The organism is Neobacillus rhizosphaerae, from assembly GCF_937468385.1.
GTDB lineage: Bacteria > Bacillota > Bacilli > Bacillales > Cytobacillaceae > Neobacillus > Neobacillus rhizosphaerae.
In genome coordinates, this window is the sequence record NZ_CALBWS010000002.1 from 212,019 (window position 1) to 234,139 (window position 22,121).

Annotated in this window: 20 protein-coding genes and 1 pseudogene; 7 read left to right on the plus strand and 14 right to left on the minus strand. The window is 35.5% G+C overall.

The window, feature by feature from the left end; translation table 11 throughout:
• The first annotated feature begins 144 nt into the window (after nucleotides 1-144).
• From M5A78_RS03765 to M5A78_RS03775, 3 genes are all read left to right on the plus strand, one after another.
• Nucleotides 145-1,347 carry a HupE/UreJ family protein gene (locus M5A78_RS03765; RefSeq protein ID WP_248733948.1) on the plus strand — a complete coding sequence of 401 codons (1,203 nt, stop codon included), beginning with the start codon at nucleotides 145-147 and terminating at the stop codon, nucleotides 1,345-1,347.
• Between the two features lie 193 nt (nucleotides 1,348-1,540).
• The gene (locus tag M5A78_RS03770; protein ID WP_248733949.1) at nucleotides 1,541-2,797 is read left to right on the plus strand and encodes a DUF445 domain-containing protein; all 1,257 of its coding nucleotides are present in this window, start codon (nucleotides 1,541-1,543) and stop codon (nucleotides 2,795-2,797) included.
• A 169-nt stretch (nucleotides 2,798-2,966) separates the two neighbouring features.
• Entirely contained in the window at nucleotides 2,967-3,335 is a 369-nt protein-coding gene (locus M5A78_RS03775) for a cytochrome-c oxidase (RefSeq protein ID WP_248733950.1), read from the plus strand.
• Between the two features lie 126 nt (nucleotides 3,336-3,461).
• Here the strand turns inward: M5A78_RS03775 and M5A78_RS03780 are convergent, their stop codons facing one another.
• From M5A78_RS03780 to alaP, 4 genes are all read right to left on the minus strand, one after another.
• Nucleotides 3,462-4,310: a TIGR03943 family putative permease subunit gene (locus M5A78_RS03780; protein ID WP_248733951.1), complete on the minus strand. Its 849-nt coding sequence runs from the start codon at nucleotides 4,308-4,310 to the stop codon at nucleotides 3,462-3,464.
• Between the two features lie 12 nt (nucleotides 4,311-4,322).
• Nucleotides 4,323-5,210 carry a permease gene (locus M5A78_RS03785; protein ID WP_248733952.1) on the minus strand — a complete coding sequence of 296 codons (888 nt, stop codon included), beginning with the start codon at nucleotides 5,208-5,210 and terminating at the stop codon, nucleotides 4,323-4,325.
• A gap of 156 nt (nucleotides 5,211-5,366) precedes the next feature.
• Entirely contained in the window at nucleotides 5,367-6,185 is an 819-nt protein-coding gene (locus M5A78_RS03790; protein WP_248733953.1) for a 5'-nucleotidase, lipoprotein e(P4) family, read from the minus strand.
• 119 nt (nucleotides 6,186-6,304) lie between these two features.
• The gene (gene alaP, locus M5A78_RS03795; RefSeq protein WP_248733954.1) at nucleotides 6,305-7,705 is read right to left on the minus strand and encodes an alanine permease AlaP; all 1,401 of its coding nucleotides are present in this window, start codon (nucleotides 7,703-7,705) and stop codon (nucleotides 6,305-6,307) included.
• Between the two features lie 450 nt (nucleotides 7,706-8,155).
• On the opposite strand from alaP, the gene M5A78_RS03800 reads away from it, so the two are divergent.
• From M5A78_RS03800 to alr, 3 genes are all read left to right on the plus strand, one after another.
• Nucleotides 8,156-9,394 (plus strand): PucR family transcriptional regulator, encoded by a 1,239-nt coding sequence (locus tag M5A78_RS03800; protein WP_406603662.1) that lies wholly within the window; start codon nucleotides 8,156-8,158, stop codon nucleotides 9,392-9,394.
• Between the two features lie 125 nt (nucleotides 9,395-9,519).
• The gene (ald, locus tag M5A78_RS03805; RefSeq protein WP_248733956.1) at nucleotides 9,520-10,653 is read left to right on the plus strand and encodes an alanine dehydrogenase; all 1,134 of its coding nucleotides are present in this window, start codon (nucleotides 9,520-9,522) and stop codon (nucleotides 10,651-10,653) included.
• A 66-nt stretch (nucleotides 10,654-10,719) separates the two neighbouring features.
• A complete protein-coding gene (gene alr / locus M5A78_RS03810; RefSeq protein WP_248733957.1) occupies nucleotides 10,720-11,892 on the plus strand; it encodes an alanine racemase in 1,173 nt (390 codons plus the stop codon).
• Nucleotides 11,893-12,016: 124 nt separating this feature from the next.
• Here the strand turns inward: alr and M5A78_RS03815 are convergent, their stop codons facing one another.
• Entirely contained in the window at nucleotides 12,017-12,796 is a 780-nt protein-coding gene (locus M5A78_RS03815) for a DODA-type extradiol aromatic ring-opening family dioxygenase (RefSeq protein ID WP_248733958.1), read from the minus strand.
• Between the two features lie 43 nt (nucleotides 12,797-12,839).
• Entirely contained in the window at nucleotides 12,840-13,484 is a 645-nt protein-coding gene (locus M5A78_RS03820) for an alpha/beta hydrolase (protein ID WP_248733959.1), read from the minus strand.
• 216 nt (nucleotides 13,485-13,700) lie between these two features.
• Here M5A78_RS03820 and M5A78_RS03825 point away from each other — a divergent pair, with 216 nt between their 5' ends.
• Nucleotides 13,701-14,234 (plus strand): helix-turn-helix domain-containing protein, encoded by a 534-nt coding sequence (locus M5A78_RS03825; RefSeq protein ID WP_248733960.1) that lies wholly within the window; start codon nucleotides 13,701-13,703, stop codon nucleotides 14,232-14,234.
• 122 nt (nucleotides 14,235-14,356) lie between these two features.
• On the opposite strand, the pseudogene M5A78_RS03830 reads toward M5A78_RS03825, so the two are convergent.
• From M5A78_RS03830 to M5A78_RS03865, 8 genes and pseudogenes are all read right to left on the minus strand, one after another.
• A pseudogene (locus M5A78_RS03830) lies at nucleotides 14,357-15,004 on the minus strand (SpoVR family protein); the annotation flags it as partial.
• Between the two features lie 43 nt (nucleotides 15,005-15,047).
• Nucleotides 15,048-15,548 (minus strand): hypothetical protein, encoded by a 501-nt coding sequence (locus M5A78_RS03835; protein ID WP_248733961.1) that lies wholly within the window; start codon nucleotides 15,546-15,548, stop codon nucleotides 15,048-15,050.
• A gap of 21 nt (nucleotides 15,549-15,569) precedes the next feature.
• Nucleotides 15,570-16,490 carry a tetratricopeptide repeat protein gene (locus M5A78_RS03840; protein ID WP_248733962.1) on the minus strand — a complete coding sequence of 307 codons (921 nt, stop codon included), beginning with the start codon at nucleotides 16,488-16,490 and terminating at the stop codon, nucleotides 15,570-15,572.
• A 171-nt stretch (nucleotides 16,491-16,661) separates the two neighbouring features.
• The gene (locus tag M5A78_RS03845) at nucleotides 16,662-17,126 is read right to left on the minus strand and encodes a hypothetical protein (protein ID WP_248733963.1); all 465 of its coding nucleotides are present in this window, start codon (nucleotides 17,124-17,126) and stop codon (nucleotides 16,662-16,664) included.
• A gap of 56 nt (nucleotides 17,127-17,182) precedes the next feature.
• Nucleotides 17,183-17,419, minus strand: coding sequence for a hypothetical protein (locus M5A78_RS03850; protein WP_248733964.1), 237 nt, complete (start codon nucleotides 17,417-17,419; stop codon nucleotides 17,183-17,185).
• 72 nt (nucleotides 17,420-17,491) lie between these two features.
• Nucleotides 17,492-19,090 carry a HEAT repeat domain-containing protein gene (locus tag M5A78_RS03855; RefSeq protein WP_248733965.1) on the minus strand — a complete coding sequence of 533 codons (1,599 nt, stop codon included), beginning with the start codon at nucleotides 19,088-19,090 and terminating at the stop codon, nucleotides 17,492-17,494.
• Nucleotides 19,091-19,539: 449 nt separating this feature from the next.
• Entirely contained in the window at nucleotides 19,540-20,955 is a 1,416-nt protein-coding gene (locus M5A78_RS03860; RefSeq protein WP_248733966.1) for a SpoVR family protein, read from the minus strand.
• A gap of 109 nt (nucleotides 20,956-21,064) precedes the next feature.
• Entirely contained in the window at nucleotides 21,065-22,048 is a 984-nt protein-coding gene (locus tag M5A78_RS03865; protein WP_248733967.1) for a M14 family metallopeptidase, read from the minus strand.
• Nucleotides 22,049-22,121: the final 73 nt, after the last annotated feature.

The window sequence follows — 22,121 nt, forward strand, 5'->3', positions numbered from 1 at the left end:
ATTATATAAATATTGAAATAATTTATATTAAATATATACAAATACGTGCAAAATATGATTATATAAAGGATGAATTAGTTTACGCTTTCATTTGGTATATTCAGGAAATTATTTTAGTATAATAATTTAAGGAGGATTAATTACTTGTTATATTCCAACAAATTTCGACAAAGGTTGAATGTCAGACCTCTAACCTTGATATTACTATCTTTTTTACTCTTTTCGATTGTTTCTTTTCCTATGAACACTTCTGCACATGCTTATAGTGCTAGTTATACAAATATAACAATGGATAATAAAAAAACAGAAATTGTATTTTCGATTGATACTTTATCGATATTAGAGTTACAACCAAAAATTGATAAAAATAAAAACTGGATTCTTGAACCATCAGAAATTAAAAAAGAAGAACATCATCTAGAGGAATTAATTACCGAAGGTCTTACACTTGATAAGGGGAACACGGAACAAACACCCACCATCGAGAAAATGAAGATTGTCAAAAAGGAAAATAAAGAATTTCTTTCAATCACGATGACATTCCCAGCGTTTTTGCCTGGCGACACATTTGTTTATAATGATGGGTTTTATTTCAATGATACCGGAACCAATTATGTCGATTTAATCTCAGCATCTTATATGGGACAAACGAGTGAAGCCATTTTAGAAGGGAAAAGTCGGACTTGGACGATGTTGATAACGGAAGTTCAGCAAGAGCAACAATCCGGAGAAGAACAAACTGTCCAGCCGAATCCTGAACAAAAACAAACTGAACAAGGTTCTCCCGTTAAAACTACTACCTCATCTTCATGGTTTTCATTTTTGAAACTTGGGATGAATCATATTCTCACAGGATATGATCATTTATTATTTTTACTTGCACTTCTAATCGCTAGACAAACATTCAAGGAAATCGCGGCAACGGTTACTGCTTTTACGATAGCTCACAGCATTACATTAACATTGACTGTATTAGGCATCATTAACCTACCTTCAAGTTTTGTAGAACCTGCAATAGCATTAAGTATTTGTTATGTAGCTTTGGAAAATATTTTTCGGAAAAAGGTTAGCTATCGTTGGGCCATAACGTTTCTTTTCGGGCTTATTCACGGGATGGGCTTTGCAGATATTTTAAAAGAAATGAATATCCCAAAAAGTGCGTTAGCAATCGATTTAGCTAGTTTTAATATAGGGATTGAAATCATCCAACTTGCAATCGTCATTCTACTTTTACCGCTTTTATCTTTATTATATCGATCGAAGTACTCTAGGAAGGCTATTGTTTTTGTTTCAATTATTGCCTTTCTTTTAGGTGGTATATGGTTAATAGAGCGATTAGTAGCTTAAATCACTTTATTATATTTGAAAGAGAGAAGGATCTTCCAAGTGAAAGATCCTTCTTTTTCAGCTTAATCAAACCTAAATTGGGAACATGCCAATGTTTTATTCCTATATATGTTTTATAAATTGCTTTATTTTTTGTTAAAATGAGATAATATCAATAGACAACAATATTTATATAAAACGAGGGGTTTCAAAGATGTTAAATCGGAAAAGCAAAACGCAGCATTTAGCGACTATTTCTCTTATTGTAATGGCAGCTGGATTTTTAGCCACAATTCCATTACCGCCATCAGTATGGCGAATCATTCTCCAGGGAGGATTTGAAGCAGGACTTGTTGGGGGGCTTGCTGACTGGTTTGCCGTAACAGCCTTATTCCGCCATCCACTAGGTCTTCCAATTCCCCACACAGCCATTTTGCCTAAAAACAGGGAAAAGATTATTGCTAAAATTATTTCGATGTTAGAAAATGACTGGCTAACGAAGGAGAGTATTCGCAATAAAATAGATACTTTCCATTTCACGGAAAAACTGTTTTCAGTCGTAAATAAGGAATTGCACGCTCAGCCAGTAAAGGAAAAGCTCATCACCCTTATTCAACATTTAATAAATAGGATTGAGATAAAAAAAATAGCCCCCATTGTTGAACGAGAGCTAAAAACTCAACTAAACGATTGGGAATTAAAATACTATCTTCCCTTGCTCATCGATCAAATTACCATTCGGAAATACGATGATAAGACACTGGATTTCGTCCTTAAAGAAATTGATGAATGGGCTAAAAAGGACAGTACAAAATATAAGCTGGGCGGGATGGCCCTAAATATGATTGAAAATATTAAGGCAGATGGTATTATGCAGTTTGCTTTAAGATCATTTAGCAACCTTGTCAATGAGGAAAAATTAGGGAATATTATTCAGAGCCTCATTCTTAAAGGCGTTGATAGTTATCGTGATCCTATTAATCAAAATAGACAAACCTTATTAATCCACATTCATAACAAACTGCAAAATATTAAAAGCGATGACAAGTTTTATGAAGAACTTAATCTGTTTAAAACACAAATCATTGAAAAATGGAAACCTGAAGAGAAAATTATCGAATTTTTAACGGAAATACAGCAAAAAGCCTATAATTTCGTGGAACAGCCTAATTTCTATGATGAATATCTGCTTCCATTAATTACGAAAAATCTGGATGAAATACAAGAAAATCCAGAAAAAATAAATCAGCTGGAATTATGGATTAAGAAACAAATTTCCATCTTTGTTGATCGAAATCATTCAAAAATAGGAAAACTTGTTGAGGAAAATTTAGAAAAACTTGATAATAAAACACTTATTCACATGATTGAAACAAATGTCGGGAAAGATTTGCAGTGGATTCGCGTAAACGGTGCTGTTTGCGGATTTTTGATTGGCCTTGTATTAGTAGGAATAAAGGCGTTATTTTAACAAAAGACATTTTTGAGCACCTTGATTTCAAGGTGTTTTTTTATATTTTTCACCCAAAAATCCAAAAAAAAAATTTCCTTGTCCTGAAAAAAGGAAAGTTCTTTTTCAATATAGGCCTACATATTTAGTACTGTAGTCACTATTTTCAAGTGAAAAAGGGGGTAGGAAAATGGGATTAAAGTTTATTAAAATCTCTGTTGTGTATTTTGTCATTGGGGTTTGCATTGGTATGTACATGTCGATGACCCAGAAATTCACTTTCACTTCTGTACACGTTCATATTAATTTATTAGGATGGATGTCAATGGCATTAGCAGGTCTGATTTATGTCGCTTTTCCAAGTGCAGAAAAAACCACATTAGCCAAGGTACACTTCTGGATTCATAATATTTCTCTGCCAATTATGATGATCGGTCTTGCATTTTTAGTATCAGGGACAGAAAAAGCAGAACCGGCAGTTGCTACAGGTGGCACACTAATGGTTTTAGGTATCATCCTCTTTGCCATCAACGTCTTAAAAAATTGTAAAAACAAATAGTTTGGAATTACTTGTGTTCATTCAGAAAAAGACGCCATAATTTGGCGTCTTCTTTTATAGGATCAAAATTAATATCTTTTCACTTTTAGAAATGTCCGGCTACAGCGCCAAGGCGCTTGGGCTTTTCTAATACCCTCTATACACATACTGTTCCTTAGGGGCAGTTGTTTTCGTCCATTTCTCAACCTTTAAATAAGGGATATTCGTTTTAAATGGCTGATAATAAATGGTCGAAATTTTTCCTTTTACCGTTATCCATTCATCATTTTTCAATTTTATTCCTTCAGGCATGTCAACAAGCATACCAAAGACCCCGGAGTCTGCAATACAATGAATTACGCCAAAACGAAATACAAACAGTTGGTTTTTATCAATTGTTTCAGCATCATTAAAAACAAAACCTTTAAATTCAAAATCTTTATCTAAAAAATCTCCAGGAAAGTTATAAATAGTTTCCATTCCTTTTAAATAATTCTTATCATTTAAGATTATGGTTTTTTGTTGAACGTATTTTTTCTTTTCTTTCTTCATTAAAGCATCATAATCGTCTTTCCCATAATAAACACTTGTATCAGGACGCAGGAATTGCTGCTGCATAAAAGAGTCCCCTTTTCCTTCATCGTAAATCGGAAAGTGGAATCCCTTTGCCTTAACAATATTTGAATCAAGCGTGGCGATTGGAAAAAACAAACCTGAGATTATTGGAAAAGCGAAAATCGGATAGATGAAAAGCTTTTTATACCACTTATCCTCTTTCGCATGATTATGGCCGCAATGCTCATGATCGCAGTCTAAATCTTTTGATTGCTCTTTATTCAGCATCAAAATTTGAACAATGGTTAAAACTAATAACCCATAGCCAGCAGCTGCTGAAAGATAAGAGTATTTCATGTTAATATATTTATTAATATCTCCGGAAAGATGAAGATGAAACAGTAAGTAAGTAAAGCCAATGAGTATCAAACTTCTTATCATATTTACAACTCCTTAAAACAACAAAGAGTAGACAAAGACAACTGCAAAAACGGAAGCAACAATCATAAATACAAGTCGTTTTTTAAATGTTGCCAGCATCATCATTAAATTCTTAATATCCACCATTGGGCCAAACACTAAAAAGGCTAACAGTGAACCAGTAGAAAACGTTGTTCTAAACGACGAAGCAATAAAGGCATCCGCTTCAGAACATAATGATAGAATAAATGACAGTGCCATCATCACGATTGATGACGAGGCCGGTCCATGTCCTATTGAAACAAGTGTAGCTGTTTTAATATAGGTCTGTACAGCTGCAGCAATTAGTGACCCGATAATTAAATACTTGCCCATCGAGAAAAATTCTTCAACAGCATGTTCAAGTGTCTGTTTCACTTTCTTCCAAACCGTTGTTTTTTCATGATGATGATGATCATGATGATGATTTTCTTTGAACGGATTCCCTTTATACCGATAAGCAATTAATATTCCAACTGCAAGTGCAACAACGATTGCACCAAGTGCACGGTACAGTGGCATTTTCCAATCACTTCCGAAGGCGATATACGTAGCAAATAAAACTACTGGATTAATGATTGGAGCAGTTAACATAAAGGCAATACCAGCTGAAATCGGCACTCCTTTGGATACAAGCCTGCTGACAATCGGAACTATTCCACATTCACAGGAAGGAAATAGAATACCTAAAAAGCTCGCAAAAATGACCGCAAGAATTGGATTTTTAGGCATAATCTTCGCTATCATTTCTTCTGTCACAAATATTTGAATGATTCCCGAGATTAAAACCCCGAGAGTCACAAATGGTAATGCTTCAATAAGGATAGAGATAAAGATGGTATTCATCTGTAAAAATGACTGTGGCAATGAGATACCAAACATAGTAGTCCTCCTAATAACTAAAACTCATGTTGACTACTATACTCGGATTCTTTTATTTCGTCCAACGAAAAATTTGGTATTAAGTAAAAAATATTCTCCCACCTATTTTTGAGAAAAAAATACTGCCAGCCAATTATTAGGCGGCAGCATATCTGATTATGGTTGAAATGGCTGTAAGCTATTTTTCCTAAGCTTCAATCTTTCATCAATGGACTTTATGGAATCGTAATGATAAATCGCCCCTTCCCAATCCCCATACATCGGGTTAGGGAAGACAATTAGTTTTCTGCCAAATTCCTCTTTTTGTTTATTTACCGCTCCTATCCTTCCAGATACCGTCAACTCGTCAAATCCACTGAAATCACCAAGATTATCTCCAAACAATAGAACAACCTCATGGGTTCTAGCTACTTGCCCACGTCTGTCTTCTTTTCCTCTTTCACCTTTTTGCTTCAAAAACACATGATCTGCATCAGCCTGTGGTGCACCAACTGCTAGTAAATTTTTTATGGTTACTGCTTTTTTAGTTTCTTTTCGGTTGGAAATGTAGAAAATAGCCACACCCTTTGAATCGGCGTACTTTAAAAATTCAATGGCCCCTGGGAGTGCCTTTGCCTCTGCCCTATCAACCCACAAACTCCAATTTAATGGAAAGCCCTCCCTTGACACTATTTTCCCTGCAAATAGCGGGCTATTATCGATTACAGTCTCGTCTAAATCAAGGACAATTGCTGGTTTTAAGCCTTTTTTCATCACCTTTTTATTCAAGATTTCATCTAATCTCATTTTTCCAATGTTGTAGCCCTGATAAAACAAAGCTTTCGCTTCGCCTGATGTTTGAAACCAGAGAACAGACATTGTGTTTTGTTCTGCCAAGCTTGCGGGTGTACTTGTCCCGGTTTGTGCGCAGGCACTAATAGCGGAAAGAGAAAGTGCTAAGACAGCTGCTGTTATCAATGCTGCTATTTTTTTCATCTCAACGAACCCTCCTTATTTATACCCTATTAGTATGTGGAAAAATGAAAAATCTAAGCGATGGGGCTAATTGAAAAATCAAAATAAAAAGGAGACCCATTTCTGGTCCCCGAGTATTTTTAACTAATACGTTTAATACCTTTTGATTGGCTGGTTTCTCTTTTATGAAAACCTTTTATATAGTAAACAGCGACTAAGAAGACTAGGAAGAATGGACCAATATATAGCGCAATTCTTGTATCCGGATTATAAGCCATAAGACCAATAACAAATACTAAAAAAGCTAAGGCAATATAAGAAGTATATGGGAATAACGGCATCTTATATTTCAATGCTTTCGACTCTCCCGGATCTAATGATTTACGATAACGAATTTGCGATAACAGAATGACACCCCAAGTCCAAATTGCTCCGAATGTTGCGATGCTTGTTACCCAAGTAAAAACTTTAGCAGGAACAATATAATTTAAGACAACTCCAATTAACAGAGCTCCTCCAGATGCTAAAACCGCTATCCCTGGCACACCGCTTTTTGTCACTTTTCCAAAACTCGGTGGTGCCTCTCCATGCTCAGCTAGGTTAAATAGCATTCGAGCCGTACTAAAAATCCCACTATTACATGATGAAAGAGCAGCCGTAAGTACTACGAAATTAATAATTCCCGCCGCACCTGGGATACCAATTTTTTCAAAGGTGAGGACAAAAGGACTTCCTTTAGTGCCAATTTCCTCCCAAGGATAAATGGACATAATCACAAACAAGGCACCTACGTAAAAAATAAGAATACGCCAGAAAACAGTATCAATTGCCCTTGAAAGGGATTTTTCTGGATTTTTAACCTCACCTGCTGTAACCCCAATCATTTCAATCCCAAGATAAGCAAACATTACCATTTGCAATGACAATAAAACACCTTTAATTCCATTAGGGAACAAACCACCATGCGCCCATAAATTACGAATCCCAGTTGCAATACCGCCATTACCGAATCCAAAGATAATCATTCCTGCACCTACTGCAATCATGGCAATAATCGTTACAATTTTTATTAGAGCAAACCAAAATTCTAATTCTCCGTAGGCTTTTACTGCAAGGAAATTGACTGTCGCCATGATGACAAGGGCAGCAAGAGCCCAGATCCAGCGAGGTACATCAGGATACCAATATTCCATGTATATCCCTACAGCTGTAATTTCTGCCATACAAGTAACGACCCACAAAAACCAATAGTTCCAGCCTGTTATATATCCTGCAAGCGGCCCTAGATAATCACGTGCATACTTACTAAATGAACCAGCGACAGGCTTTTGAATAGCCATTTCTCCAAGTGCCCGCATAATAAAAAACATGATAAGTCCAGCAAATGCATATCCAAAAATAATTCCCGGACCAGCCATTTCAATTGCTTTTGCAGAACCGAGAAATAGCCCGACCCCGATAGCAGCCCCTAAGGACATTAAAGTTATATGCCTTTCCTCCAAGCCGCGATGAAGTTCTTTCCCGTGATTGTTTTGATTCATATATTAATCTCCCCCTGATTAATAATTTCTAATTTCTCAATCATCCCATTTTGCTCTTATTAATAATATCCCTTCTTTAGAATAGAAATAAAGTTATTTTTCGTTTTAAAGAGTTTTTCTTAAAAGAAGTTTTTCCTTCCGAAAAATCAAGTATTCTTTTGTAAGGGTTTTTATTAAACATAACAATAAATCAACTACATCAAGCGGTATACCCATTATTAGGAAAAGTAATAAAAATTCTTCGTCCTCCTCTTTTAGATTGGTAGCGCTTTCAAGAAAGATAATATTTGCAATAATTACTTTTTTGAATTTTGCCTGAAGTTATTTTAACATTATTGTGTACAATTTCTTTTGTATAAATAAATGAAATTCTATCTTTTTTTTTGTAAAATTAAACAAACACTAAAAAACACAACACAAATATTCATTCATTAAATGGAGGTCAATATTTTGAATACTAGACTACCTGATCCTTTTAAAACCGCAATTGATAGTTTGGATGATTTTGCAGACCTAATTAGTCAAGTATTAAAATGCCCCATTACAATTGAGGATTCAAACCACCGGCTTCTAGCCTATAGCACCCATGATGAGCGAACGGATCCCGCAAGAATTTCAACTATTATCGGCCGCAGAGTACCGGAAAAAGTCATCAATCAATTATGGAAAGAAGGAACGATACCAGCTTTATTAAAAACGAAGGAGCCTATTCATGTTAAGAGCATGGATGATATTGGGCTAAGCCATCGAGTCGCCATCTCCATTTGGAAGGATGAAGAGGTGTTAGGATTTATTTGGGCTTTGGAAATTGATAAATTATTAAATGAAGAAGATTTCAATTTATTAAAAAAAGCAGCAAACACGGCAAAAAACAAGCTTTTACAACTGCAAACTCGAAAAAACAAGAAGGAAGAGCGATTTCAAGAATTTTTTTGGAAATTGTTAACAGGCCATATAGAGGATCGGGAAGAAATAATGGAGCATTTCCAAACAATGCAGATAACGCCAGCCTCCTCTTTTGCCGTTCTTGTTTTTCAGTTTCAAAAGAACATCACCGACAAAGATGAGCAAAATATCTCTTATATATTGAAAACTACCCAGCGCATCCAAATCATGCTCTATACAATCGACTGCAACCAGCTTATTCTGCTCGTATCTGGAACAAATATGGAGAACCCACTCAATGAAATAAACCATTTTGTTCAAACATTTATGTCAAAAACAATGGAACGTTACGGTGTAATGGATATCAGTCCTGCCTACAGCGGAATTTATGATAATTACCAAAAAATCAGTAAAGCCTATAAAGAAACATTGGCAGTATTATCGATAAAGGAAAAGTTCCCCTTAGAAACAAAAACCATTCACAATTACACAAAATTAGGAATATATCAACTTTTTGACCTGCTTTTAGAAAAAAGAAAGAATGAAACATATGAAAACCCTTCACTGAAAATGCTTGAAGAATATGATCAAAAGCATAACAGCAATCTCGTCGAGACATTAGAAATATTTTTAACAAAAGACAATAATATAAATGATACCGCCAAAGAATTAAATGTCCACGCCAACACGTTAAATTATCGGTTAAAGAGAATTGCTGAGATTGGTGAAGTGGATTTCAAGGATCCAAATCAAAAAATGCTGCTCTACCTCGATTTAAAGCTGAAAAAATACCAGGGGATTTGAACATTTTGTGAAAATCCCCAAAAACATTACTAATCTTTCTCCTTTATAAACAAAGAAATTCGTTGGCAAACCTTTTATACTTAGGCATAGCAAAATTACTTTAAGCATTAAGGGGATGAATTAGAATGTTTATTGGTGTACCTAAAGAAATTAAAAACAATGAAAATCGCGTTGCTCTTACGCCTGCAGGTGTCGTTTCATTCTTGACTGCCGGTCATAATGTATTAGTAGAAAAAGACGCCGGAATTGGAAGCGGTTTCACGAATGAGGATTATGTAAAAGCTGGTGCAGAGATTATTGACAATGCAGAAAATGTATGGGCTAAATCAGATATGATTATGAAAGTAAAAGAGCCTCTTTCAAGTGAGTATCAATACTTCCGTTCAGGTTTAATTCTATTTACCTACTTACACCTAGCAGCTGAGCCAGCGCTTGCACTGGCATTAAAGGAAAAAGGTGTTATCGCAGTTGCTTATGAAACTGTGGCAGTTAACAGAACTCTTCCACTTCTCACCCCTATGAGTGAAGTTGCTGGACGGATGGCAGCCCAAATTGGTGCTCAGTTCTTGCAAAAAAATAACGGTGGCCAAGGAATCCTGCTCGCAGGTGTCCCTGGGGTAAACCGCGGTAAGGTTACCATCATCGGTGGTGGAATTGTTGGTACAAACGCAGCTAAAATGGCCATCGGTTTAGGTGCTGACGTGACAATCATCGACTTAAGTGCTGACCGCTTACGCCAGCTTGACGATATTTTCGGAAATCAAATCAAAACATTAATGTCTAATCCTATGAACATCGCAGAAGCGGTGGCAGAGGCTGATCTTTTAATCGGTGCTGTTTTGATTCCTGGTGCTAAAGCACCTAAATTAGTTAAAGAAGAGATGGTTAAATCAATGAAGCCTGGTTCTGTCATTGTCGACGTTGCTATCGACCAAGGTGGAATTGTTGAAACATGTGATCACATCACAACTCATGATAATCCTACATTTGTCAAACATGGTGTTGTCCACTATTCTGTTGCTAATATGCCTGGTGCCGTTCCAAGAACTTCAACAATTGCATTAACAAATGTTACGGTTCCTTATGCATTGCAAATTGCAAATAAAGGGGTTTTCAAAGCCATCTCTGAAAATGCTGCTTTATTGCTTGGCGTTAACGTAGCCAACGGTGAAATCACTTATGAAGCAGTAGCAAAAGATCTTGGTTATGATTATGTAACAGTAGAAAAAGCATTAGAAAAAGAACTTGCTGCTGTTTAACAGTCTACTCTTTTCCCCTCAAGAACTATCTTGAGGGGATTTTTGTCGTCAAAGGGGATGGATTATATGAGTCAGTTTAGCTACCGCGATACATGGGTAGAAATTTCACTCGAAAAGATCAGAGATAATTTCTTGCAATTTAGACAGTTTGTACATCCTGATTCAAAAATAATGGCAGTGGTTAAAGCAGATGGGTATGGACACGGAGGAGTGGAAATTGCTACGGCTGCTATTGATGCAGGAGCAGACTACTTAGGGGTTGCCCTTTTAGACGAAGCACTACAATTAAGAGAAGACGGGATATTGGAACCCATTCTCATACTTGGGTATACACCAACACGTTCAATTAAAGTGGCTATCTTAAAAAATATCACCATTACCGTATTCGATCATGAGGTTCTCGATGAAATCATTGTCCAATCGTCTATCTTAGGAAAAACTGCCAGGATTCATTTAAAAATTGATTCAGGCATGTCTAGGATTGGCGTTTTTTCTCACGAAGATGCACTGATTCTTGCTAAAAAAGCAAGCGCGGCACCACAGGTGTTCCTTGAAGGGATATTTACTCATTTTGCCCATGCAGATGGTGAGGATACCACCTATACCAATTCTCAGTTCAAAAGGTTTCAATCGGTAGTGGAATATTTAGCAAACAATGATATCCATGTACCCTTAAAACATTGCTGTAATAGTGCCGCAACGATGAAATACCCGGAAATGCATCTGGACATGGTTCGCGTCGGCGTTGCCTTATATGGTATGTATCCAGATTCTTCTTTAAAAAATCACCTACTTCAGTTGAAACAAGCAATGAGTTTAAAAACGAAAATAGCTGCTCTAAAAATGGTATCTGTCTCTCAACCGATTAGCTATGGGTGTACCTGGAAGCCAGACAGAGAAAGTATCATCGCTACTCTCCCGCTCGGGTATGCTGATGGACTATCTCGCCTTTTATCGAATCATGGGGAAGTTTTAGTCCTTGGTCAATTTTCTCCTATTACCGGCCGGATTTGTATGGACCAAACGATGATTGATGTAACGGATATAGATCATTGTCATGTTGGCGATGAAGTAACCATATTTGGACACAGCCTCTCCTCTTTTCAGTCAGTGGATCAAATTGCCCAGTTAATGGGTACCATCAATTACGAAGTTGTTTGTTTAATTGGAAAAAGAGTTCCTCGTGTTTATGTAAGCAACGACAAGACATGCGATCTTGCAGGAATTGGCGTAAATTAATTTACTTACAAAATATCAGAAGGGCAGCTATTTTGAAAAATAGCTGCCCCGATATACCTCTCCCGATCATTATCTAGCATTCACAAACCTAGTACCTATATGATAGAACTCGCCCTCCATCATATCACTCAAACTGCCATACACTGTGACTTAGGTTTCCATATCGGAAACTGCGATGAAGTAATGTTGCTTTTTGATGATTGTCTGCAGCACCCATCGCGTAAAAAATCGGAATAAAGTGTTCTTTCCCATAGGGAGGTACCGCAAATTCTGCATTTGGTGCAAGTGAGTCATATTTAAATAGTGAAGGTAAATCCCATTTATCTAAATGATGTGCTAACCAATCATCAAATTCAAGTGCCCATGAGTCCACTTGCCCATTGTCAGACCATTTCAAAGCCGCTAGGTTATGCACAGTTCCTCCACTGGCAATAATTAAAATGTCATTCGCTCTTAATACCGATAAAGCTTTTCCAATTTTATATTGCTCCTCTGGCGTAAGATTAGAATTGACCGACATAGAAATAACTGGAATATCTGCATTTGGATAAAGCAAGCGAAGGACAATCCATGCACCATGATCAAGACCACGCTGTGTTTCACTTGCAAAGGATACTCCATTGTTCGTGAATAAATCCTCTATTTCTTTTGCAATCTGGTTATCTCCTTTGGCAGGGTATTCAATTCTATATAGTGCTTCATCAAATCCTCCGAAATCATAAATCGTACGATATTGGTCAACATTGCTCACCTTTTGGATTTTAGACTCCCAATGTGCTGAAAATAAAATAACAGCCTTTGGTTTTGGCAAGGTTTGTCCCAATTTTGTTAAAAACTTCGTATACTCATTATTCTCGATTGCAAGTAATGGTGAACCATGAGCAATAAATAAAGATGGCAGCATTTTAGTTTCCTCCATATTTTTTGTGATTTAATTTAAGGATTGTTTATCTTTGTAAGTCATTCAAAATCCAAGCTTGGAAATCTTGAAGATTTTCTTCAGATACTGAATGTCCTTCTGGATACGTTTTAAAAGTCACCGGGATGTTCAACTTATGAAAATACTCGGCATTTTCTTTTCCCCATTCATATGGCAGGACCTGATCAAATTCACCATGTGAGATAAACACTGATAAATGATTGCTAGGATTAATATTGTATTCTTCCTTGACAAACATCGGAATATATCCGCTTAGAGCTACAACACCCTTAATTTTTGTACCAAGGGTTAGTGCTAAGGACATCGAAAGAATCGCCCCCTGGCTAAAACCTAGCACGTATACTTGCCTTAAATCCAGTGAATACTTTTCAGAAGCATAATCAATAAAGGTAGTTAATTTATTTATTCCTTCATCGAATGCTTCACGATGTGGTTTTCCAAATCCTTGGATAGTGAAGTAAGCAAATCCTGGCCCCTGGGAGAGATGTCCCCTAATACTAAAGATATAGAAGAAATCCTCTAGATCCTCAACCAATGACAACATATTTTGTTCATTACTTCCCATTCCGTGCATAACAAACAATGCAGGGTACTTCTTTCCCGGTATTTCCTTCTTTGGACGACGAAGTTCGTATATCAGTGATGTTTCCAAATAGTGATCATCCTTTCATTATTTAATGATATTTATTTTAAAAGTAAAGAGCCTATTTGATTCCTAAAACAGCTTCATTTTGAGATACAAAGAAAAAAGTTTCCTTATATGAATCTTTGTTTCCTATACAATATCAAGAAAAAGTATAGCATGTCAATTATTATTTTGTTAATATGAAATTAAGTTTACTATTAAGAAACCATCGAGGTGATGAACGTGGATATTGGCTCTAAAATACGTGCCATTAGAAATAGAAAAAAAATAACGATTGCCCAAATGTGTGAAGAAACTGGTCTTTCAAAGGGATTTATAAGCAATGTTGAAAACAACAACACATCCCCTTCAATCAGTACCTTACAAACGATAGCTAATTTCTTAAATGTTCCATTACCCTATCTTCTGTTAGAAAAAGAGCAACATATGAGTGTTATTCGAAAAAATGAGAGAGAATTCACTATCTCTACAGACTCAGATTTAAAGGTAGAGCATTTAGCATCCAGAGGTGGTTTAAGCATTAGACAGGTTGAAATTCCTCCTGGAGCTTCTACAGGAGTAAAAAAAGCACATGAAGGTGAAGAATGCCATTTAGTTCTTAAAGGGAAAATTCTTGCGGAACAAGGTGAAGACTCATTTATTTTGGAAGATGGAGATACTTTCAGTTGGTGCGCAAGCGTTCCTCATTTTGTTAAAAATATCGGGGATGAGGTTGCCGTTGTTTTAATAGCCGTTTATTCAGAGGTCTCAGAATAGGTATTCATAGAAACAAGCGATAGCACATGTCATGTGTACGATGGTAGAGCTTGTTGGAAATGAATTCAATTACAAAAATATTAGAAAGGCAGCTATCCAACTATAGCTGCCTTTGATTTTGATTATAGGTACTTCCGGTTAACCCCTTTTCCATCATAGGAAAACAGCATTTTTCTTTCTTCAATCATCGTTTCGATATGAACCGGCCTGCCCCAAAGCTGCTGGATATATGGTAGTACTTTTTCGAGGTATTTCACATCCAGTTCCACCCCTTCATACCAATGCTTTAAGTAAAGCTCGCCGTTTTTCATATAGTCACCATCATTGACAGTGATATATGGAAATCCGCCGTTTACCCGCATATTTACAAGTTGGTCACGGATATGCTCCCACTCTTTATCAACGATTTTATAATCCCGACCTTGTTTCTGGAATAGATACATATCTTCCCTCATCACGAGGTCTTTATTTAAGTAATTCCGCAAGAAGGAAATATCCGATTCTACTTCTCGCACTTCGAACATTTTTTCTCTGCCTGAGTCAGGTTCAACACCTCTACGCTTCATTTCTTCAGTCGGATTATTATAGCGTTCTTCAATATCCTCAAAGATTTTAATGCCAAGATAATAAGGGTTTATCCCTGTTTTAGATGGTTGGACAACACCAGCATTCAACTTGGCGAAGTCAATTGCTTCACCGCTTGTTAAATCCATTTCCCGTAAAATTCGTTGATGCCAATACGAAGCCCAGCCTTCGTTTCGCAAAGATGTTTAATTTCACCTAGATATTTCATGTTCTTTTTAATGCTGTTTACTATTTCATATACCTTATTCTTTTCCACTCTTCAGGTACATGAAGCCATAATGCTGGGGTCATGCATTTACTGTATTCTCTTGCTTTTGATAAATCATTAATATAACTCAATATAGTGTCATTAATTAATCCTATTTTAGTCTGTAACTGGCTATCATCATTTAATTGTTCAAGATCATCAGTTGGTATTTCAAATGTCTCAAATTCAAATCCCATCTCACTAAACCAACCATCAAAATAACTACTTACTGGACCACCCATTCCATGAGGACAGCCATATTGCTCTGTGTTTTTCTCCGAAGAATGACACCACCAAGTTACACATTCAACAACTACTTTTATGTTAGTAAGTTCTTCAATAAATTTTTCTATATGAGCGAAGGGAGTTATTATATCTATGTAACCACTGCCAACTGGTTCTGTCTTGTAATACTTCATTACTTCTTCAATTTCTTTTTGTTTTATTTCACGATATGCTTCAAGGTACTCCAAATATTTCATAAAACCACACCTATCAAATCCTTAACTTTTACAGTTATACTCTGGATGATTGTGACGAAGACATCCAAATAGATAGCAACCTGTTTTTATAGAGGTATTAAACTCCATATTTGGTACAAATCCTTTAATTGTCCTTTTGGACATATGCTCATATTCTGTAATTTCATCAAATAACTCTTTTATATGTTTTTGCTTATCACTTTCGGTCCAATCTTCATCGCAGTCTTCTTCATATGCTTCTTTAATTTCTAATTCCTTTTCATTAATGACTTCAAGAATTTTTTTATTAGCAATATCTAATTTATCTAATTTGAATAGAGAATAAATATAGCGACTAATCCAATCAGGTCTCTTCCAATATTTATTCCATCCCTTTTCAAACCAGTCAGCAGCTTCTTTATATAAGTTAAGTTCCACATATAATTCAGCTATATCAACCTCACCGACAAATTCATCATCTTCTTCAGAAAACGTATTAAGTTTTGATATAGCTTCATCCCTTGCACTGTTCCTTATTAGACAATAAACATAACTATACAAGGCATAGTCTGAACTATCAGCAGCTAAAAGAAAATACCTTGAGGCTTCCTTTATTTCATCGAGATGGAAGTTTGCAATGGCAAGATTATTATAGGCTTCGATTGATGGCTCAATATTAATTGACTTTTTTAGAATATTCTTTGATTCATTCCACTTCTCTTGCCTGATATATATTTCCCCCAATAAATTATAAGGGAAATAAGAAGTTGGATTCATATTTACTGCCTCTTTTAATAATGGTATAGCTTTAGAATCATCATATTCTTCGTAACAATAAATCCAGGCAAGGTTCGTTAAAGATTGTATATCCCTTGATAGTTCAACTGCTTCTTTAAACAACTGAAATGATTCATCATATTTATTCTCTTCTAATAATTCTATTGCCTTTTTGTTAATGTTCAAAAAAAATCCACCCTTACAGAATATTCTCATGCTATCTAATTTAAAGGAAAGGTTAATCTAGGATAACTTCTTACTTTTTACTCAAATTGTTACTTGTTTTAATGCCACTAGAAAGACAAAAAAAACCTCTCCTATACACAAAACAACTATTAACCTAACTAAAATAAAGACTTATATTCCACAATGGTATATATAACATTTACCTTCAGCTACTTTTCCTGAAAATGAAATTAATTTTTCAAAACACTTCAAGACATCATCACGATCAAAAACTAAGTTTTCATAATGCCCAGCGTAATCTTCTGCTTCAATGGTTACAAAATCTCCTGTTAGTTCTAATTTGTTTGGAGAGTTTAGAAATAAGTCTCTCCAAGAGGTAATTACCCTTTTTAAAATAGTTGCTGAATCAACATCAAATAGAGTTACACCGTGATAGTTAATTCCTTTACAACCAGGGATGCCGTTTATTGCTGGATTTTTACTTGAAATCCATTTAAATGAATCACTAATGTACATGATTATATCGTCATGTATTACTACGCTATCTATGATGTTTGGATTATTATTTAAATTCATCCAAAAACCTTGTAGTTGCACTGTTGTTGGAATTAGATAAAACTCATGTTCTAATGCCATTTGGACCTCCTAAAACACAATTGGGTTTTTATATTGATTCATTGAATTTAAACATGTCAATATCTCGGAGAATAAACTCTGTCTGTATCAGTATCAATTACAAAATTAACCTCTACATGTTTGTCATAGGGGATTTCTTCAAAATTGTAAATTCTACAAAACACTTGTGGAATGTCTTTTGTTTCAGACGTAAGCTCTTTTACAAGAATATACATTTGTTTTAATTGTTGTTTGGAGCATTTCTTTCCTACAAGTAAAACTTGATGAAAAAACCCTTCTAATTCTATAATCATTGAAATCACTACTGGTTGCTAATCAGTCTTATAGCTTATATTTTTAATCCTAATTTCACAGTTGAATTCAACTTAAAATCCTTTTATACAGAACTCAATATGTCTTTTTTCACTTTTTTCTAAATCGTTTCCAAATTGGTCTAAAATCTTTTTAATGGCTTCCACTTGTGTTCTGGATGGAGTATCAAAGGTTCTATTGAAATTTGCTAACCAATTAGTAAACTGAGATCTACCTAAATTATATATATTGCTATCAGTTTTGTTGACATAAAACTCGATAATATACTGTATGGATTCCCATTTCGGAAGCGAACACAAGAGAATGGCTGCATTATATTTCGTATGCTCGTAATTTGACTGATTATATATACGATCCAAGAAATCTTTCTTGTTAGCACAAGAAGTTGTTAGTAAACACCTCATAGCCTCTTTAGATACACCTTTATGTTCATGATTTAACATTTCTATAAAGTTATCTATATATTTATTCGCATCTATCATCATAATTGAACGAATAGCTGCTTTAACAATACCTACACGGTTATCTTTTATGAATGGAATAATCAACTTAACCTGTTCTGTATTCCCTACTTCACCTAATCCTAAAATAGCCCCTCGAAGATTTACATTAGATTTTTGCTTTATGAATTCTTCATAGTAGGGAGCAAAGTTTGTGATATTTTGTTTCTTTAACAGAAATCGGGCAATAGACCTTATTGCTCCACTTTTATCTACAAGTGCTTTTTCTAATTCACATGTGCTTTGGTCAGGATAAAAAGAGTAATATCTTTCTAATATTTTTGCTCTAATCATCGGGAATTTGTCTTTTTTCAATATAGAGTAATACTCATTAAACTCATCCTGACTAATATCATTAATTATTTCGTTAAAAAGTAAAAGTCGTGAATGTGGCTCTCGTTCTGCCTTTAGATAATTTACCAACATTTTTTTATTAAACATTTTTGAGTAAATAATTACTTTATAGCAAAAGTATCGGATTTTACTAATTTCAGATTTTGTCCCTTGGTCTATAAACGGAAGGGATTCCTTTTGTGATAAGAGGTTGACTACTTTTTCAAAGAGTTCACTGTGGTCATCTCTTTCTGCGTTCTTAAGTTGAAAGATAAGTGGTAAGTTTTGGACAAGATGTTCCACATATTTTATGCTTATTCGACTTTCAACATACTTTTTTGCCGTTTCCCTAACTTCTCTAACCCAATCATTACACCTAAGAATTAAATACGGTAGTTCCTTCCCAGATGAAAAGGAATCTAAATCATGTAATGCTTTCTCTCGAAAGTATCCATTAGGGTGAAATGTACAAAAACCTAAAATGGTTAACTTCTCATCTTCAGACATAGTTGGTAACAACAAGTTTTTTGGGGACTCATTTTTCCAATCATATGTCCAATCGAATGAAGTTCTTTCACGGAAAATTTTATCCAGTTTGAATAAATGGCTATTATTTAACTTTGAAACACTTTCCAAAAGTACCTTTGCTGTTCTAAGCTTTAATTTTTCTGAGCTTGTTAATAAAAACGAAAAAGAAATCGGTATTTTAGTTATTTCGTTCTCATCTTTAAGAGCTTCTAATATCTCATTTATATAATCCTTAGAGTATTGATCAGCAGGATAATTAGTTTGCTTTTTTTTAAAAAAACCCCATTTCATATTTGTCCCTCCTACTTATTAATACCTTCTATTGCTATAAAGCCTGGGATTATTACCCTTTATTCCAAGCATACCTTCCACCTCTATTTATTTAATGCTTAATATAAATACTATTTCCTCACCAAGGCTATAATTACATATTAACATTTTCTGGATTTGGAATGTAAAAATTATACAAGCCACTGTTTGCCAGTAGCCTTTTCATATATATAGGTTTTTAATTTCTTCATTCATAGTAATAATCAATTAAAATAGAAGGTCAATTTGTTACCATTTCTCTTTTCGTAACGATAATATGCTTGCATGTTTTATTCTTTTCATTTTTTGTAGTAGGTTTATCATGTCTTGTTTTATTTTATCAAACTGTATTTGATTTCCGAAAGTTATTAGCAAAAAAAGGTAAAGAACTATGAAAACAAAAGTTCTTTACCCTTTTTACATATATTATTCTATAAATACTTCCGATGAACCCCTTTACCATCATAGGTAAACAGCATTTTTCTTTCTTCAATCATCGATTCAATATGAACGGGTCTCCCCCAGAGCTGCTGGATATATGGCAGTACTTTTTCAAGATATTTAACATCAAGTTCCACCCCTTCATACCAATGCTTTAAGTAAAGCTCGCCGTTTTTCATATAGTCACCATCATTGACAGTGATATATGGAAATCCGCCGTTTACTCGCATATTTACAAGCTGGTCGCGGATATGCTCCCACTCTTTATCAACGATTTTATAATCCCGACCTTGTTTCTGGAATAGATACATATCTTCCCTCATCACGAGGTCTTTATTTAAGTAATTCCGCAAGAATGAAATATCCGATTCTACTTCTCGCACTTCGAACATTTTTTCTCTGCCTGAGTCAGGCTCAACACCTCTACGCTTCATTTCTTCAGTCGGATTATTATAGCGTTCTTCAATATCCTCAAAGATTTTAATGCCAAGATAATAAGGGTTTATCCCTGTTTTAGATGGTTGGACAACACCAGCATTCAACTTGGCGAAGTCAATTGCTTCACCGCTTGTTAAATCCATTTCCCGTAAAATTCGTTGATGCCAATACGATGCCCAGCCTTCGTTCATGATTTTGGTTTCAAGCTGCGGCCAGAAGTAGAGCATTTCCTCCCGCATCATTGTCAAGATATCGCGCTGCCAGTCCTCAAGCTCCCTGCTGAAGGTTTCAATAAATAACAATAAGTCCTTTTCAGGCCGTGGTGGAAATTTTCTTTTCTTCGGTTGATTGGTTTCCTTCTTATTCTTCTCGTCTAACCTCCAGAGGTCATCATATGGCGTAGTCATATGGTGTTCTTCATCTTCAGCTTCTTCATCATCTCCAATCGACCATGCTAATTTTGGCCTCATCAAAGAAGGGTCGATATGCTCATCAATCGCTAATACTGCATCAAGGAAGGTTTCTACTTCCTTTTTACCGTATTGGATTTCATATTGATGAATTCTCTCCGCTGTTGCCGCCATGCTTTCAACCATGTCTCTCTTTGTGTTTTGAAAGCGGACGTTATTTTTGAAGAAATCGCAATGAGCTAAAACGTGAGCCACAATGAGTTTGTTTTGAATCAATGTATTAGAGTCTAACAAGAAGGCATAACATGGATTTGAGTTAATGACAAGTTCATAAATTTTACTAAGCCCTAAATCATAGTGCAGTTTCATTTTGTGAAATTGCTTTCCAAAGCTCCAATGTGAAAATCGGGTCGGCATTCCATAGGCTCCGAACGTATAAATGATTTCAGCAGGACAAATTTCATAACGCATTGGGTAGAAATCTAAACCAAAGCCAGTTGCTATTTCACTGATTTCACTGATGGCGTATTCAAGTTGATTGCGACCTTCTACATCCATTAGCCACTCCCCCTTTACCTCTTACCACAATGTATGAAGTAATGGTGGGAATGATGAAACAAGATAAAATAAACTGTTTCTATTTTTCCCTAAGCCTAGATTGTTATGATTAATGGGGGATTTTTTTCGCTTCTTTTGCAAGCTTAAGTCCAACATAGCGATTACGTTTCCATTCCGCTTTAAAGACAGATAAGGGGGGATTCTTTTCGCCAACAAGATAGCTAATTTCAATCGTCATTGCTGGTCGGTGATAAGTAGTGATAAACCAATCAGTGAAACCACCGCCCATTGAATCTTTAGATGGCTTTGCTAATTTATAACCAGTTAATTTAGCAATTTTTTTAGCAACCGTTTTATCTCGCTTTAAGTATTTTCCGTTTTTAAAGTTCCAAAAAATCTCTCTTCCTGCTGTATGATAAGCGATTGCTATCGAAGGGTTTACCTCACTAATAAATTTCGTTAAGGCAATGACTTCCTTTGATTCAAGAGGTTTTTTCCCCTTATAAAATTTATTGGATGGGGTTGATGGTTCTTTATCAAGAGCTCCCCAGCCGGCCGGATATTGCCGATTTAAATCAACTCCCATTCCATTGGCTTTCCAACCTTCAAAATTATCCAATTGGTCATTCATAAACAATAATCGTTCTTGATGCTCAATCGGAAAGCTTTTAATGTTATTTTGTTGAATGGCCACACCATCCGGATTTAACATTGGTACAAACCAAATCGAAACATCATTAAGGATATTTGTGGATTTAGCCCCGAATTTCTTCTTCTCTTGATAAGCATCAGCATAAGACTCAAGCATTTTCATCAGTACCATACTCGTAAGCCATTCACGTCCATGATGTGAGCCAATTAAAACGATATTTTTCTTCCCATGTCCTAGCTTTACTCCCCAAATTTGTCTTCCAAAATGGCTCGTGCCAATTGATTTTATTTCAACTTGCCCTTTATACCTGACCTGAATCTTCTCAAGGTCTTGAACCAGTTGTTCATATGAATACGGTTTATCAGCTTCAACGGCTTTTGCTTGTGCAACTGTTTCAAATGGTAGGAATACAATCAAAACAATCCATAAAATTTTCGCCATAAAACCTCCACTTTTTTTTAAATTATTCAGGTAAATGTTGAAAACAGCTTGAAACTTGGTTCTCCAACATTTT